Genomic DNA, 15,760 nt, shown 5'->3' with positions numbered 1-15,760 from the left:
GCCGCAACTTAAGGATTTTCGCCGGAAATGACAGTCTGTCAGCCAGTCATCCCGCCGGTTTTTGTGATGCCGCCCGGCTTGCGCCGCACCCTGTTCCATGTGTCCTTGCGCCGGTCATTGCCAATCGAAGGACCAGTCATGCCCGAGCTCGCCGAACTGATGGACAAGATGAAGGGCGTGGAGGCCGAGATCGAGGCCGAGCTGACCCGCCGGCGGGAAGAGCTGCGTTTCCGTTTCGAGCGGCGCAAGATCGTGTTCGAGCAGGATATCGAGAAGCTGCAGCGCGCCATCAAGGTGGGCGCGTCGAAATACCTCTTCAGCGCCAATCCGCTGATCGTGTTGTCGGCTCCGGTGATCTATTCGCTGATCATCCCCTTCGTGCTGATCGATCTCTCGGTGATGGCCTATCAGGCAATCTGCTTTCCGATCTATGGTATCCCCAAGGTGCGGCGGCGCGACTATCTGGTGTTCGACCGGCATCATCTCGCCTATCTCAACATCATCGAGAAGGTGAATTGCGCCTATTGCTCCTATTGCAATGGCGCCGCCGCCTTCGTGCGCGAAGTCGCCGCGCGCACTGAGGTCTATTGGTGCCCGATCAAGCATGCGCGCCGCGTGCTCGGCCCACATCCGCATTATGTCGGCTTTGCGGATTTCGGCGATGCGGAAGGTTTCCGCGCCAAAATTAAGGGCATGAAGGACGGCGTAAAGCTCAATGACGGCACGTCGCCCAAGGTGGTGTGAGTTTTACTCCGCCGCCTGCAGGGTCGCGCCTTTCTTCTTCGGTGCGATCCAGAACGCTGTCGGGCGCTCGAACAGGAAGTTCGCACGAACCATCAGTGCGAGCCTCCAGATCACCAGCGCGCCGATGACCCCGCAGAGTGTCACCAGCAGCGAGATCGTGCCGATGTCGAACGGGCTGAATTTCAGCAGCAGCGCGCGCGATGTCGCCATCGGCAGGAAGAAGGCGAGATAGATGACAATGGAATGCTCGCCGAAGAAGCGGATGAAGCCGAGCCACTGCATTTTCGCCAGCAGCATGCCCATCACGATGATGGCGACCGCGCCGGCAAAGCCGAGCATCAGCGAGATCACGGGCCATTCGCTGCAGCCATCATAGACAAGCGCGGCATTGACCAGCGCCCAGGCCGCAAGGCCGATCAATGCCATCGCCGGCTTGGCGCGCGCACGATCGGACAACGCGAACACCTGCGTTGCGAACAGATAGCCGGAATAGAAATAGACGAAGCGCGCGCAGAACTCGTCGATCATCGTCCAACCGGTGCTGATATGCGCCATCTCCAGCGCGGCGGCGATGCCCCAGATCAGCAGCGGCGGCACGCGCCGCGCCAGCTTGGTGACGATGAAGAACGCCGGCAGCATATAGATGAACCACAGCGTACCGAACGGCTCGATATAGGAGGTCAGATAGAGGTTGGCGACGTACGCCCAGCCATGTTCGGCGGCGAAGCCGGGCGCCTTGAAGCCGAACTGGATGGTCACCCACAGCACGTAGAAATACAGGAAGTGGACGACCTTGCGGTCGAGATAGGTCCGCCAGTCGCGGTCGATGACACGGGCCAGAAAGAGCCCCGAGATCAGGAAGAAATCCGGCATCCGGAACGGTTTGGCAAAGGCCACCAGCAGATGCATGTAGCCGGTCTGGCCGGCGGCTAGTTCCACGCCCAGCACCGAATGCATCATCACCACCATGATGATGCAGATCCCCTTGGCGTAATCGACCCAGTCGATTCGCTCTGTCCCCGACAGCGCCGCGCGATCGGCGACGGCGAAGGTGCCACTGGTGGTCATCGGTATCCCCTGTTCGGCGCTTCTTTTGGCCGGATCATGAGACGAGATCGGTTTCAATTGCCTTTCCCTAGCCGAAGAATAAGCCCCGCAAATGGTCGCGGCAGTGCGAGTTTGGTGGGGTGGTTAACGCAGGTTAAGGAATGTGGGATGGTCCGCCGCTCCGCTGCCGCGTATGACAGCCGGGACCATTGCAGAGCCTGATTTGACCCGAACCTTCGATACATCCCTGCCCATCGATGCTGTGCTTGACGACCTGTCGGGCGCGCTGGAGGCCGGCAATGCCGCGGTGTTGGTGGCCCCGCCGGGCGCCGGCAAGACCACGCGCGTGCCGCTGGCGCTGCTCGATGCGCCGTGGCTGCAGGGCAAGAAGATCATCATGCTGGAGCCGCGGCGCATCGCCGCCCGGGCGAGCGCCGAGCGGATGGCGAAGACGCTGGGCGAACGCGTCGGCGAGACTGTCGGCTATCGGGTGCGCTTCGGCTCCAAGATCTCGCGCAATACCCGGATTGAGGTCGTCACCGAAGGCATCTTCTCGCGGCAGATTCTCGATGACCCCGAGCTGAAGACTATCGGGGCGGTGCTGTTCGACGAATTTCACGAGCGCTCGCTCGATGCCGATATGGGCCTCGCGCTGGCGCGAGATGCGCAGACCGGATTGCGCGAGGATCTGCGCATCCTGGTGATGTCGGCGACCATCGACGGCGCGCGCATCGCGAAACTGCTTGGCGACGCGCCGGTCATTGCCAGCGAGGGACGCGCCTATCCTGTGGAGACGCGCTACCTCGGCCGCAAGCCCGACATCCAGCTTGAGCGGCAGATGGCCGACGCCATCGCGACCGCCTTGCGTGCCGATCCCGGCTCGGTGCTGGCGTTCCTGCCGGGCGCCGCGGAAATCCGCCGCACGCAGAATTTTCTCGCCGAGCGCGTGCACGACGCGTCCATCGAGATCGTGCCGTTGTTCGGTGCACTTGATGCCGGCGTGCAGGACCGTGCGATCCAGCCGGCGCCCAAGGGGCAGCGCAAGGTGGTGCTGGCGACCTCGATTGCCGAGACCTCGCTGACCATCGAAGGCGTGCGCATCGTCGTGGATTCCGGCGTCGCGCGCGTGCCGCGCTATGAGCCGGACATTGGGCTGACGCGGCTGGAAACCGTGCGGGCCTCGCGCGCCGCCGTCGATCAGCGCCGCGGCCGTGCAGGACGTACGGAGCCCGGCATCTGTTATCGGCTGTGGGACGAGCCGCAGACGGCGTCGCTGCCGGCCTACACGCAGCCGGAAATTCTAAGCGCCGATCTGTCGACGCTGGTGCTCGATCTTGCGCAATGGGGCGTCAGCGATCCCGCGCAACTGACCTTCCTAGATCCGCCGCCCGCGCCGGCGCTGAAGGAAGCGCGCGGCCTGCTCGGCGAACTCGGCGCGCTGGATGGCGATGGCCGCATCACCGAGGAAGGTCACGCGCTGCGCGCGCTGGCGCTGCCGCCGCGACTGGCGCGCATGATCGTGGATTCGGCGCGGTTCGGTTATGGCGAGGAGGCCGCCGAGATCGCTGCCATCCTCACTGAACGTGGTCTTGGTGGCGATAGCGTCGATCTCGACCACCGCCTCGATCAATTCCGCCGCGACCGTTCGCAGCGCGCCGGTAGCGCCCGGCAGCTCGCGGAGCGCTGGGCTGATCAGGTGGAAAAATCTTCTTCAGCCCAAGAGAACGAGGAGCTTTCCACCGGCACCATGCTTGCTTTCGCTTTCCCGGACCGAGTCGCCAGGAACCGCGGCAATGGCAGTTTTGTGCTCGCCAATGGACGCGGGGCGTCGATCGAACAAAGCGCCGCACTGGCGCGCGCGCCTTACATCGCGGTGGCCGAACTCACCGGCACCGCCGCCAATGGCCGTGTCCTGCTGGCGGCGCCGATCGCGCAGGCCGATATCGAAACGCGTTTCGCCGATCAGATCGAGAATACCGACGATGTCAGTTTCGATCGTGCGTCGATGTCGCTGCGCGGGCGCCGCAAGCGTGTGCTGCATGCGATCACGCTCTCGGAAGCGCCGTTCACACTGAAGCCGTCCGAAGACACCGCGCGTGTTTTCGCCGACGGTCTTGTGGCCGCGGGCATCGACCGCTTGCCATGGTCGAAGGCGCTGGAGCAGTGGCGGGGGCGCGTGATGTTCCTGCGCGCGTCGGAAGGCGACGCCTGGCCCGATCTGTCCGACACTGCGCTCGCCGCGGCGCGCGCGAGCTGGCTGATGCCGGCGCTATTCGACAAGACCTCGCTGAAGGATTTTTCGGCCGGCGATCTGTCAGATGCCGTGATGGGCCTGCTGCCCTGGGATCTGCGCGCGCGGCTCGACAAGGAAGCGCCGACGCATTTCGAGGCGCCGACGGGGACCGTGCTGGCGATCGATTACGAAGCTGAGCAGGGGCCGACCATTGCCGTCCGTCTGCAGGAATTGTTCGGGCTGAACACCCATCCCTCGGTCGCCAAGGGCAAGGTGCCGCTGGTGCTGGAATTGCTGTCGCCGGCGCAGCGGCCGGTGCAGGTGACGCGCGACCTGCCGGGCTTCTGGCGGGGCAGCTACCTCGATGTGCGCTCCGACCTGCGCGGCCGCTATCCGCGCCATCCCTGGCCGGAAGACCCCGCCAATGCACTGCCGACGCGCCGCGTAAAGCCGCGCGGGACGTGATCATCAGGCAAAGTGCCGCTCATTAACGCTTCGCTCATCCTTTTCGCGAAAATAGCAGTCTGTAAGACCGTCCTGAACGGACGGTGGTGAGCCCGTGTGATGAACTCGCGGTTCCCCTGATTACGTTCAGTGAGGTTGCGTATGCGTAGTATCATGTTCTTCGCGGCGATCCTGATCGGTCTGGGCACCGTGATGGCGCAGATGGCCGACAAGATGACGGCGACGACGCCGGCCATGGCGAAGGCGTCATCCCCCGCACCCACCACAGAGGGCAACGCAAAGGCCGGTGTCCGCAGCCTGTCGATTGCGCGCGATGCGCGCGGTCACTTCCAGACTGAGGGGAGTATCGAGGGCCAGCGCATCGGCTTCATGGTCGATACTGGCGCGTCCGTCATCGCATTGAATGAAAAGTCGGCGGCGCGATTTGGCCTGCGTCCCTCGCGTGCCGATTATAACGCCACGGTGACAACGGCGAACGGAACGCTGAAGGCTGCGCGCGCGCGAATCGCTGTCGTGCAGGTCGGCGAGCTGACCGTGCGTGATGTCGATGCGATGGTGCTGCCCGATGAGGCACTGTCCGAGAATCTGCTCGGCCTGTCGTTTCTCTCGAAGTTGAAACGCTTCGAATATGCAAATGGCCGGATGGTACTCGAACAGTAGTACGTCATATCCCACGCATTCACGCCGCAGCCCAATTCTAAACAAACTCGCATCCTTGAATGCCCATGCGTCTTCCCACAGGCGTGCGCAAAGGCTAAGCCTGCGCATTCGAGATTGATCCCAATAGATGCGAGGTCCCGCGATGTTTCCGAAGCCGAAGCCCTTGCTCGTGCCGAATACCTACGCTTACGAATCCGAGCCGATGGTAAAGGCCACGGGTTTTCGCGAATATGACGCGCGCTGGCTGTTCGGCAAGGAAATCAACCTGATGGGCATTCAGGCGCTGGGCATGGGGCTCGGTGCGCTGATTGCAGAACTCGGCCAGAAACAGGAAATCGTCACCGGACACGATTTCCGCGGCTACTCCGCCTCGATCAAATACGCGCTGATGACGGGCCTGATGGCCGCCGGCTGCAAGGTCCATGATATCGGCCTCGCGGTAACGCCGATGGCCTATTTCGCGCAGTTCGATCTCGATGTGCCCTGTGTCGCCATGGTGACGGCCTCGCATAACGACAATGGCTGGACCGGTGTGAAGATGGGCGCCAGCAAGCCGCTGACCTTCGGCCCGGACGAGATGACCCGGCTCAAGGAAATCGTGCTCAATGCCGAGTTCAAGAACAAGGCTGGCGGCTCCTATCAATTCCACGAGAATTATCCGGCGCGCTATATCGCCGATCTCACCAACCGCCCGAAGCTGAAGCGCAAGCTGAAGGTCGTCGTGGCCTGCGGCAACGGTACCGCCGGTGCTTTCGCGCCGCAAGTGATGGAAGCGATCGGCTGCGAGGTGATCCCGCTGGATACCGAGCTCGATCACACCTTTCCGAAATACAATCCGAATCCGGAAGACATGGAAATGCTGCACGCGATCCGCGATGCAGTGCTCGAACACAAGGCCGATGTCGGTCTCGGTTTCGACGGTGACGGTGATCGCTGCGGCGTCGTCGACAACACCGGCGAGGAAATCTTCGCCGACAAGGTCGGCGTGATGCTCGCGCGCGATATGTCCGCGGTTCACAAGGATGCGACCTTCGTGGTCGACGTGAAATCGACCGGATTATTCGTGACCGATCCGGTGTTGCAGAAGCAGAATGCGAAGACGACCTATTGGAAGACCGGCCATTCCTACATGAAGCGCCGCACCAATGAGCTGAATGCGCTCGCTGGCTTCGAAAAGTCCGGTCACTTCTTCTTCAATGCGCCGGTGGGGCGCGGCTATGACGACGGCCTCGTGTCGGCGATTGCGATCTGCGAGATGATGGACCGCGCGCCGGGTAAGACCATGGCCGATCTCAAGGACGCGCTGCCGAAGACCTGGTCGTCGCCGACCATGTCGCCGCATTGTGCCGACGAGACCAAATACGGCGTCGTCACTGCGGTGGTGAAGCATTTCGAGGATGCGCAGAAGAAAGGCGACAAGGTTGCCGGACAAGCGATCCGTGATCTCGTGACCGTCAACGGCGTGCGCGTCACCTGCGAGGACGGCAGCTGGGGTCTTGTGCGCGCATCGTCCAACAAGCCGGAACTCGTGGTCGTGGTCGAAAGCCCGGTCTCCGAAGCGCGGATGCACGACATGTTCGAGGCCATGAATGTGGTGCTGCGGACGCATCCGGAAGTCGGTGCGTATAACCAGACGATTTAGCACTCTTCCTCGCGTGACAGCGCGTCCGATCTTTCCGTTGCGCGCGGACCTCTCCCCACGTCATGGCCGGGCTTGACCCGGCCATTCATCTTCCGTTCGCGCTTGCTCGTAAAGATGGATGCCCGGGTCAGGCCCGGGCATGACAGCGTTCCAGGTTGATAGTCGACGTGTAACGATTTACTCATCGCGCCCCCATCATCTCCGACATCTCCCTTGTCGCCTGCGTCACATAGCGCTCCTTGTGGCGCAGCTGGATGAAGCGCCGTGTCGGCAGCGAGGCCTTGATGGCGATGAGATCGCCGCTGCCGATCAAGGCGGCGGCAACCAGGCGTGAGATAATGCTCGCACCAGCGCCAGCCACGACGGCCGCGCAGACGGCTTCGTTCGATGGCAGCTCCATGGCAACGCGAATGTGGTCAGGCGCGATGCCTGATTGGTCCAGCACCGATTGCGCGATGGCGCGCGTGCCGGAGCCGGCTTCACGCAGCACCCAGTCTGTCTCGGCGAACTGACCCGGCACGACAGTGTGTTGCTTCGCCCATGGATGCGATCGGCCGACCACCAGCACGAGTTCGTCGTCGCCCACGGGCCGGGTCGCGAGGGCTGGGTCGTCAACCGCGCCTTCAACGATGCCGAGATCGACTTCGCCATCGCGCACCCAGTCGGCCACCTGTTCGGTATTTCCGATGCGCAGGCTGAGGTCGATGCCGGGGAAGCGCAGGCGATAGCGCGCCATGACAGGCGGCAGAAAGTAATTGCCGACGGTCTGGCTCGCGGCAAGCGCAAGAGAGCCGCGCGTCATGCCGGCCATATCGGTGAGCACGGTCGTCGCGGCGGCGGTGCGTGCCAGCACGGCCCGAGCTTCGATCAGAAAGGCGCGGCCAATCTCGGTCAACTCGATGCGGCGGCCGACACGGTGAAACAGTTGCGTCGCATAGCGCGTTTCCAGCGCCGCAATGGCGGCGCTGGTGGCGGATTGGGTGAGATGCAGACTCTCGGCAGCCCGCGTCATGTGCTCGTGTTCGGCGACGGCGACGAAGATCCGGAGCTGTTCGAGCGTCATGTGATCTCCGTCATAGTGTTTTCGAGCGAAGTGGATGCCGGTTCGCTCAGGAAAACGCGTCAAAAAATTAAGTAGTCAGCTTCACTAGCATGAGGCTGAAGCTGGCAATGAAGAGGAAGGCTGCGGCGCCGAGGAGCAGCGGGCGCAGGCCCTTGGCGCGCAGCTTCTGGATATTGGTTTCCAGCCCCATGGCGGCGAGCGCCATGGTCAGCAGGAAGGTCGTGATCGGAATGATCAGGCTCATAGCTGCATGCGGCACGTCAACGAGGCTATTCAGGATCACCATCGCCACGAAGCCGAAGGCGAACCACGGCATCGGCACCTTGGCGCTGCCGGATTCCGCGCCGATGGCACGTGTGCGCCGTGTCGCCAGCAGGCCAAGTGTGATCACCACCGGTGCCAGCATCATCACGCGCGCGAGTTTCGCGACGGTGCCGAATTCGCCGGCGTCGCGGCTCTGCTGGAAGGTGGCCGCGACCACCTGCGCGATCTCGTGGATCGATGCGCCAGCCCAAAGTCCGAAATGATGTGGGTCGAGCTGCAGCGCGCTACCGAGTAGCGGATAGACGAACATGGCAATCGAGCCAAAGATGGTGACGCAGGCGACCGCATAGGCGACATCCTCATCGGGCGCGCGGGTCACGGTGTTGGTCGCGATCACGGCGGAGGCGCCGCAGATCGATGTGCCGGCGGCAATCAGTTCGACAAGCTGGCGGTCGATGCCCATAGTGCGGCCGAGCCAGGTGGTGAAGACGAAGGTTGCAATGAGCGTCGCTGCGATCACTGCAAAACCGACGGCGCCAACCTCGAGCAATTGCGCCGCGGTGATCTGCAGGCCGAGCAGGATGATGGCGAAGCGCAGGATGCTGCGCATGGAGAAGGTGATGCCGGCTTTGGCTGCAGCCGGCGTGCCGGATGTGTTCTGGATCGCGATACCGATGCCGATGGCCAGGATCATCGGACTGGCCAGGCCGACATAGGGCATCTCACGCAAGGCGAATGCGGCGCCGGCGATTGCGGCGGTGAGCGCCAATCCGGGAAGAAGCGGGAGGTTGCGAGCAGCAAGCGGGCTAGTGCGGTTCGCATCTTGGGCAAGAACGGTCATGGGCCAAACTCCGGTTTGGCCACATCCTCATGCCGTTCGATCAATAAATCTAATTGATCGTTATTGTTGATTCAATCGAAATATATGATTGATCTGTCTCGGCGCCGTCGCCCGGTCCGACTGGGCGACGACAGCACGGTATTCCTCAAGCAGCCGGCATCGGTGGCACCGGCAGCGCCGTGACCGACTTGATCTTCTCCATGGCGAAGCGAGAGGTGACGTTCTTCAGCGCCACGGCACTGATCAGCTTCTTGTAGAAGATGTCGTAGCTCTGCATGTCCGCGACCACCACGCGCAGCATGTAGTCGACGTCGCCGGCCATCCGGTAGAATTCCATGACTTCCGGCATGGCGCTGACGGCATCGGCGAATTTCTTCAGCCAGGCGTCGGAATGGTCGCCGCTCTCCACCGAGACAAACACCGAGATACCGAGGCCGATCTTGTTCTGATCGACCAGCGCCACCCGGCGGAGGATCACGCCATCGGCCTCGAGGCGCTGGATGCGCTTCCAGCACGGTGTCGACGAAAGCCCCACGCGGTCGCCGATCTCGGCCACCGATAGCGAGGCGTCTTCCTGCAGCACCGTCAGGATCTTGCGATCGATCGCATCGAGGCGGCGGGTGGATTCAAGGGGCTGGTCGGCGACATCGGTCATGGGAAGAACTTTGTTCTAATTATGGGGTAATGTAACCTCATATATAGAACATTCTTCCAAAGCAAGCCCTGCGCGGCCTCAGCTAAGGGCGCCGACCCTGGATTCCCTCAAAAGCTGTTCGACTTCAGCACGTTGCGGGCAGGCAAAAGCACCGCCATAGCGGGTGCATTTCAGGGCCGCGGCGGCGGACGCGAAGCGCAGCGCCTCCGGTACCGACTTGCCGCCCGCGAATTCCAGCGCGAAGGCGCCATGGAAAATGTCGCCGGCGCCGAGGGTATCAACGGTGTGAACCGGGAAGGCCGGAGTTTCCTTCGGATGTCCCTGCTCGTCGAGCCAAAGCGTACCGCGGGGGCCGCGGGTGACGGCGAGGAAGGACGAGGTCAGCGTTGCCATCTTCTGCAGCGCCTTGAGATTGTCGGTGATCCCAGCGGTCGATTGCAGCGCATCGTCCGAGAAGATCAGGTGCGACGAAGCAGTCAGCAGGCCCTCGCGCTGTGACAGCGTGCTATCGATATCGACGACGACGGGAATGCCGCGATGGCGCGCCTCGATGCAAAGCTCGGTGGCAAAGCCCGCGCAGCGGCTCTCGACCAGGATGGCGCTGCTGTCCTTCAGCAGCACGTCGTGGTCGGGCAACTTCACCTTCCAGAGTTCGGGATCGCGGAAGGTGACGATGGTGCGCTCGCCCGAAGGGTCGATCATGACGGCCGAGATCGGTGTCACCAGACCCGGCATATGCACCAGATGCGCGGAGTCGATGCCTTCCTTGGCAAGATCGTCGAACAGAAACTGGTCGGCGGTTTCGCTCTTGTCGCCCATCGGTCCGGTCATTGACGACCGGCCGCCCAGCCGGCTGACGCCGATGGCGGCGTTGAGCGCGTTGCCGCCGATGATCTGGGCGAACCGTTGGGAAGGGAATTTCTGGCCACGCCCGGGTACGGATTCGACGGCAAAGGTCAGGTCGCGAACCGGCAGGCCGATGCACAATACGTGGACAGGCTTGGCACTCATGAGAAACTCCCCCGTAAAGTCAGACTTGCAGGTCAGGCTTGGTCGGGATGCAGCCAGCGACCGAGCAGATGATGCGCGATGGCGAATGGATGTGGTCCCGCGAGCCCGTCGGGGTGTTCGCGTTTCCACATCAGCATCGCCTCGTCACGGTCAAACCACCGGGCGTCCTCAAGTTCCATTTTGTCGACGGTAATCTCGTCGCTGATGGCGCGGGCCGAGCAGCCGATCATCAGGGATGACGGGTAGGGCCAGGGCTGTGTCATGTAATAGGTGACGTCCGTGCAGCGGATGCCGGCTTCCTCGAAGATCTCGCGCTTCACTGCGTCCTCGATGGTCTCGGCCGCTTCGACGAAACCGGCGAGGCACGAATACATGCCCGGCGCGAACTGCTTCTGGCGGCCGAGCAGGCACTTGTCGCCCTTCTCCACCAGCATGATGACGACAGGATCGGTGCGCGGGAAATGTTCGGTCTTGCAGCTCGGGCAGACGCGCTTCCAACCGCCTTCGGCCATCGACGACTTGGCGCCGCAATTGGCGCAGAACCCGTGGCGCTGATGCCATGAGACGAGCGACTTGGCCTGTGCAACCGCCGAAAGCTGCTCCGGCGGCACCACGCCCTGCATGGCCATGCCGCGGAGTTCGCTGACGACGACATCGTCGCGGGTCAGCAGCTTTTCCACGGCGGGTGCGCCGATGCCCATGCCGAATACGGCATCGCCATCACGCAGGCCGAGAAAGACGGTGCCGGGATTGGCGCCGAACTTCAGCGCTTCGTCGATGGTCAGCAGCGCGCGCTGGGCATCGCCATCCTTCTTCATGACCAGCGAGTCGCGATAGATCACATAAGCGCGCGAGGAGCTTTTGCCCTCCAGTGCGAACAGTTTCTCGTCGCTGAAGCGCAGATGCGCGGCGCGATCGAGCGTGTTGGAGACGAAGGCCGGATGGCCGAGCGGAAACAGCTTGCTTGTCATGATGGTCAACCGAGCCAGATCTTGCGGCGGAGTTCTGAGATGAAGCGCTGCACTTCGGCGGCGTCATGGGCGAGTGGCGGCATCACGCCCCAGATCGGCCGCGGCCAGGTGGCATCGGTCTTGCGGCGGGCGATGATGTGGACGTGCAACTGCGGCACCATGTTGCCGAGGGCGGCGACATTGAGCTTGTCGCATTTGGTGGTTTCTTTGAGCGCGCGGCCGACGCGGTTGATCTCGGTCATCAACTGGCCCTGCGCGACCTCGTCGAGATCGATGATCTCGGTCGTGTCGGCGCGGCGCGGCACCAGCATCAGCCAGGGGTAGTGCGCGTCCTTCACCACCAGCACGCGGCTGAGGGGGAGGTCGCCGATGTCGATGGTGTCTTGTTGCAGCTGCTCGTGCAGCGACCAGGAGGAGGGAGCGGCCATTCTGACTCTCGATTAAGGCGCACAGCGTCGCAGGAAGCGGCTGCGCAGACAACTCCCGTCATGGCCGGTTTTGCGCGTCTGGACCACGTTTTCTTGCGACTTTCCTGCGCAAATCTTGCGGCGGACTTGCGACACGCGCCGCGCTTGCTTTCCGACCATTTTGGCCCCAAATAAGCACCGGGAGATTGGCGGTGGACGAGCCACTCGCCAATCGGGTCAGGTCCGGAAGGAAGCAGCCCTAACGAGATCCGGATCGGGTCGCTCGTCAGTCTCCTACTTGTTTTATCGAGCAAATTCAGCGTCCTGCACATGGGTCGTTTGCTCGGTGGGCGCCTTGTTCGATGAGTGAGGCAGCATCGAAGGCCGGAACCTGTGTCCCGTTCCGCCTATGATGCGCCAGATGTTCCGCAAGCCGGCTTTACGAGACAACACATTGCGGATTCCTCGATGACCGACGCTGGCACGTCCCCTCCCGATGATCACCAGACCGGTTTCGATATGGGCGCTGCCCCGGCGCCTGCTGCCGCCACGCCCTATCGCGTGCTCGCGCGCAAATACCGCCCCGGCAGTTTCGACGATCTGATCGGCCAGGAAGCACTGGTCCGCACCGTCTCCAACGCGTTCGAGACCGGCCGCATTCCGCAGGCCTGGATTCTCACCGGCGTTCGCGGGGTCGGCAAGACGACGACGGCGCGTATTCTCGCGCGCGCATTGAATTATGAAATGGCGGATGGCTCGGTCAAAGGCCCGACCATCCACATGCCGACGCCCGGCATCCATTGCCAGGCGATCATGGAAAGCCGGCATATCGACATTCTCGAAATGGACGCCGCGTCGCATACCGGCGTCGACGATGTCCGCCAGATCAATGACAGCGTGCGCTATGCGCCCTCCAGCGCGCGCTACAAGGTCTACATCATCGACGAAGTCCACATGCTGTCGACCGCGGCCTTCAACGCGTTCCTGAAGACGCTGGAAGAGCCGCCGGAACACGCCAAGTTCGTGTTCGCCACCACTGAAATCCGCAAGGTGCCGGTGACGGTACTGTCGCGCTGCCAGCGCTTCGACCTGCGCCGCGTCGATGCCGACGTGCTTATGTCGCATCTGTCGAACATTGCGGGCAAAGAGAATGTCGAGGTCGAGCCGGAAGCGCTGGGCATCATCGCCCGCGCCGCCGAAGGCTCGGTGCGCGATTCACTGTCGCTGTTCGATCAGGCCATTGCGCATGCCGCAGGCACCGTGCGCGCCGATGCGGTCCGGCAGATGCTCGGCCTTGCCGACCGCACCCGGGTGATCGACCTGTTCGATTCGCTGGCGCGCGGCGACATCGCCAGTGCCTTCCGCGAGTTTCGTGAACAATATGATGTCGGCGCCGATCCCATCGTGGTGCTGAGCGATCTTGCCGAATTCGTCAATTTCGTCACCCGCGTGAAGATCGTGCCGGCAACCGCCGACAATGTCGCGTTTGGCGAGACCGAACGTCTGCGCGCACGCGATTTCGCCTCGAAGCTCTCCATGCGTGTGCTGTCGCGCATGTGGCAGATGTTGCTCAAGGGCATCACGGAAGTGCAGGGAGCGACGCGTCCCGCCGCCGCCGCAGAGATGGTGCTGGTGCGCATCGCTTACGTTGCCGATTTGCCGACGCCGGATGAAGCGATCCGGATGCTCGATCAGAATGGCGGGACGTCGCCGATGATCCCAACGAATGGTGGAGGCCGTGCCGCGCCATCGTCCGCTCCGTTGGCATCCTTGCCGTCAGCGCAGATGCCATCCGCCATGCCGACGATGTCGGCGAGTGCGTCGCGTGGTCCGACCATGCAGCGCGGCAGCGCAGAACCATCGCCGCGACCGCAAGTCGGCATGGCAGACGCGCCGCCCGCGGCCGTGCTGAAGATTTCGACTTTCGCTGAGCTCGTGGCACTGGCCGGCGAGAAACGTGACCTGATGGTGCGCGGTGCGCTTGAAGCGGATGTACGCCTGATCAGGATCGAGGACGGACGGCTTGAGCTGGCGATGGAGCGTACGGCGTCGCGCACATTGATCAACGATCTGTCGCGCAAGCTTGAACAATGGACGGGCCGGCGCTGGGCCGTGATCGTGTCCAACGAACAGGGCCAGGCGACGTTGCGTGAGCAGCAGCTCGAGCAGAAGAACGAGCGCCAGCGCGCGGCGGAGGCCGATCCGCGAGTGAAGGAAGTACTCGCACGGTTTCCTCGTGCGAAGGTCGAAGTGCGTGTCATCGCCCCCGAGCCGCCGGAATTTAGCGGTAGTGACAGGGACCTGATCAGCGACGATGCGTCCGACGGTCTCAACGACGACGATTAATCGAATTGCGAAGGAAAGCTCATGGCTGATTTTCTCGGCATGATGAAACAGGCAGCGCAGCTGCAATCGAAGATGAAGGCGATGCAGGACGAGCTCGACCATGTCGAGGTCGAAGGTATCTCTGGCGGCGGCCTCGTGTCAGTGCGGATGACCGCGAAGACCGAAGTGAAGGCCGTGAAGATCGATCCGTCGCTGATGAAAGCCGATGAAGTCGAGATACTGGAAGACCTGCTGGTCACCGCGCTGGGCGATGCGCGCCGCAAGGCGGAAGCTGCGATGCAAGAGAAGATGCAGGCGCTGACCGGCGGCCTCGGTCTGCCGCCGGGGATGGGCCTTACCTGAGATGGCGTCCACGGCCGGTCCGGAAATCGAGCGCCTGATTCAACTGCTGGCGCGGCTGCCCGGGCTTGGCCCGCGCTCGGCCCGGCGTGCCGCGCTGCATCTGATCAAGAAGCGCGAGGCGCTGATGACGCCGCTGGCCGGTGCCTTGCAGGTCGCGATCGACCGTATTCAGGTCTGCAAGGTCTGCAGCAATATCGACACGCAGAATCCCTGCACGATCTGCACGGACCCGCGCCGCGATCCCTCGACAATCGTCGTAGTCGCAGATGTCGCTGACCTGTGGGCGCTCGAACGCGCCCATGCGACGACGGGCAAGTATCATGTATTGGGTGCAACGCTGTCGCCGCTCGACGGCGTCGGCCCGCAGGATCTGACCATCGACGCACTGGTATCACGTGCGCATGATTCAGAAGTGAGTGAAATCGTCCTGGCGCTGAATGCGACGGTTGATGGGCAGACCACGGCACATTACATCACCGACCTCCTGCAGGAGGCCAATGTGAAGGTGACGCGGCTGGCCCATGGCGTGCCGGTTGGTGGTGAACTCGATTATCTCGACGAAGGCACGTTGTCGGCGGCGATGCGACAGCGGACGCTGTTTTAAGACTGGAAGAGCATTGATGACACGATATGACTTGAAGGCTTTGCCGATCTGGGCGGCGGCGATTTGCGCGGCCGGCCTGTTTGCGACGGCTGCCAGCGGCGCGACGGAAACGCCGGCTGCGCCAACGACACCGGTGGCACCGAAGACGATGAAGATCGGCGATGTGCTGACCGGGCAACTCAATGCCATGCGCAGCCGTGACGCCAAGGGCAAGCGCACCAATGTGTATCAAGTGGTCAGTGAGCCCCGCCGGCTGCCGGCCCCCGCCGGTCTGTGCAACCTCGAGACCGGCCCCGAGACCTTCGAGATCGTCGTCGCCAATGACGCGCAAGCCACGCAGCTGAAGAAACTTGTCGGCAAGGAAGTGGCGCTCAAGGTTGCTGAAGTCACCTGCGCCGAGCAGGCCGGGCAGATGAGTGAAGCGCTCGTGACGAAATGGAGCGTGGTGACGAAGCCGAACTGAGT

Annotated in this window: 15 protein-coding genes and 1 other RNA gene; 9 read left to right on the top strand and 7 right to left on the bottom strand. The window is 62.8% G+C overall.

All coding sequences use genetic code 11. From position 1 onward, the window contains the following. Window positions 1-138: 138 nt before the first annotated feature. Entirely contained in the window at window positions 139-744 is a 606-nt protein-coding gene (locus tag AB8A38_RS16260; RefSeq protein ID WP_439086652.1) for a hypothetical protein, read from the top strand. Between the two features lie 3 nt (window positions 745-747). On the opposite strand, the gene AB8A38_RS16255 is transcribed toward AB8A38_RS16260, so the two are convergent. Next, on the bottom strand, window positions 748-1,812 hold the full coding sequence (locus tag AB8A38_RS16255; protein ID WP_439086651.1) for an acyltransferase family protein: 1,065 nt from the start codon (window positions 1,810-1,812) through the stop codon (window positions 748-750). A 202-nt stretch (window positions 1,813-2,014) separates the two neighbouring features. On the opposite strand from AB8A38_RS16255, the gene hrpB reads away from it, so the two are divergent. From hrpB to AB8A38_RS16240, 3 genes are all read left to right on the top strand, one after another. Beyond that, window positions 2,015-4,489, top strand: a complete 2,475-nt coding sequence (hrpB, locus tag AB8A38_RS16250) for an ATP-dependent helicase HrpB (RefSeq protein WP_439086650.1) — start codon at window positions 2,015-2,017, stop codon at window positions 4,487-4,489. Between the two features lie 141 nt (window positions 4,490-4,630). Beyond that, window positions 4,631-5,149, top strand: coding sequence for a TIGR02281 family clan AA aspartic protease (locus AB8A38_RS16245; RefSeq protein WP_315840420.1), 519 nt, complete (start codon window positions 4,631-4,633; stop codon window positions 5,147-5,149). Window positions 5,150-5,291: 142 nt separating this feature from the next. Then, a complete protein-coding gene (locus AB8A38_RS16240; RefSeq protein ID WP_439088538.1) occupies window positions 5,292-6,791 on the top strand; it encodes a phosphomannomutase/phosphoglucomutase in 1,500 nt (499 codons plus the stop codon). A gap of 181 nt (window positions 6,792-6,972) precedes the next feature. Here AB8A38_RS16240 and AB8A38_RS16235 read toward each other — a convergent pair whose 3' ends face one another. The 6 genes from AB8A38_RS16235 to AB8A38_RS16210 all read right to left on the bottom strand — a co-directional run bounded on the left by AB8A38_RS16235 (window position 6,973) and on the right by AB8A38_RS16210 (window position 12,024). Continuing rightward, window positions 6,973-7,854 carry a LysR substrate-binding domain-containing protein gene (locus tag AB8A38_RS16235; protein ID WP_439086649.1) on the bottom strand — a complete coding sequence of 294 codons (882 nt, stop codon included), beginning with the start codon at window positions 7,852-7,854 and terminating at the stop codon, window positions 6,973-6,975. Between the two features lie 67 nt (window positions 7,855-7,921). Further along, window positions 7,922-8,959, bottom strand: a complete 1,038-nt coding sequence (locus tag AB8A38_RS16230; RefSeq protein ID WP_439086648.1) for a YeiH family protein — start codon at window positions 8,957-8,959, stop codon at window positions 7,922-7,924. Between the two features lie 145 nt (window positions 8,960-9,104). Next, window positions 9,105-9,614, bottom strand: a complete 510-nt coding sequence (locus AB8A38_RS16225; RefSeq protein WP_089262825.1) for an Lrp/AsnC family transcriptional regulator — start codon at window positions 9,612-9,614, stop codon at window positions 9,105-9,107. Window positions 9,615-9,692: 78 nt separating this feature from the next. Continuing rightward, window positions 9,693-10,625, bottom strand: coding sequence for a sugar kinase (locus tag AB8A38_RS16220; protein ID WP_315840424.1), 933 nt, complete (start codon window positions 10,623-10,625; stop codon window positions 9,693-9,695). A gap of 32 nt (window positions 10,626-10,657) precedes the next feature. Continuing rightward, on the bottom strand, window positions 10,658-11,596 hold the full coding sequence (gene nudC / locus AB8A38_RS16215; protein WP_439086647.1) for an NAD(+) diphosphatase: 939 nt from the start codon (window positions 11,594-11,596) through the stop codon (window positions 10,658-10,660). A gap of 5 nt (window positions 11,597-11,601) precedes the next feature. Continuing rightward, complete coding sequence (locus AB8A38_RS16210; protein WP_439086645.1) at window positions 11,602-12,024, bottom strand: HIT domain-containing protein; 423 nt, start codon at window positions 12,022-12,024, stop codon at window positions 11,602-11,604. 180 nt (window positions 12,025-12,204) lie between these two features. Between AB8A38_RS16210 and ffs the strand changes: the two genes are divergently transcribed. From ffs to AB8A38_RS16185, 5 genes are all read left to right on the top strand, one after another. After that, window positions 12,205-12,301, top strand: an RNA gene (ffs, locus tag AB8A38_RS16205) — signal recognition particle sRNA small type. A 170-nt stretch (window positions 12,302-12,471) separates the two neighbouring features. Continuing rightward, the gene (locus tag AB8A38_RS16200; RefSeq protein ID WP_439086643.1) at window positions 12,472-14,349 is read left to right on the top strand and encodes a DNA polymerase III subunit gamma/tau; all 1,878 of its coding nucleotides are present in this window, start codon (window positions 12,472-12,474) and stop codon (window positions 14,347-14,349) included. A 21-nt stretch (window positions 14,350-14,370) separates the two neighbouring features. Continuing rightward, complete coding sequence (locus AB8A38_RS16195) at window positions 14,371-14,691, top strand: YbaB/EbfC family nucleoid-associated protein (RefSeq protein ID WP_315840426.1); 321 nt, start codon at window positions 14,371-14,373, stop codon at window positions 14,689-14,691. Between the two features lies 1 nt (window position 14,692). Next, window positions 14,693-15,295, top strand: coding sequence for a recombination mediator RecR (recR, locus tag AB8A38_RS16190; protein ID WP_439086641.1), 603 nt, complete (start codon window positions 14,693-14,695; stop codon window positions 15,293-15,295). A 16-nt stretch (window positions 15,296-15,311) separates the two neighbouring features. Then, window positions 15,312-15,758, top strand: coding sequence for a hypothetical protein (locus AB8A38_RS16185; protein WP_315840428.1), 447 nt, complete (start codon window positions 15,312-15,314; stop codon window positions 15,756-15,758). Window positions 15,759-15,760 lie beyond the last annotated feature (2 nt).

This window comes from Tardiphaga sp. 839_C3_N1_4 (assembly GCF_051811045.1).
Lineage (GTDB): Bacteria > Pseudomonadota > Alphaproteobacteria > Rhizobiales > Xanthobacteraceae > Tardiphaga.
The sequence above is the reverse complement of the archived record's forward strand: the minus strand, read 5'-3'. Positions and strand labels throughout refer to the sequence as shown.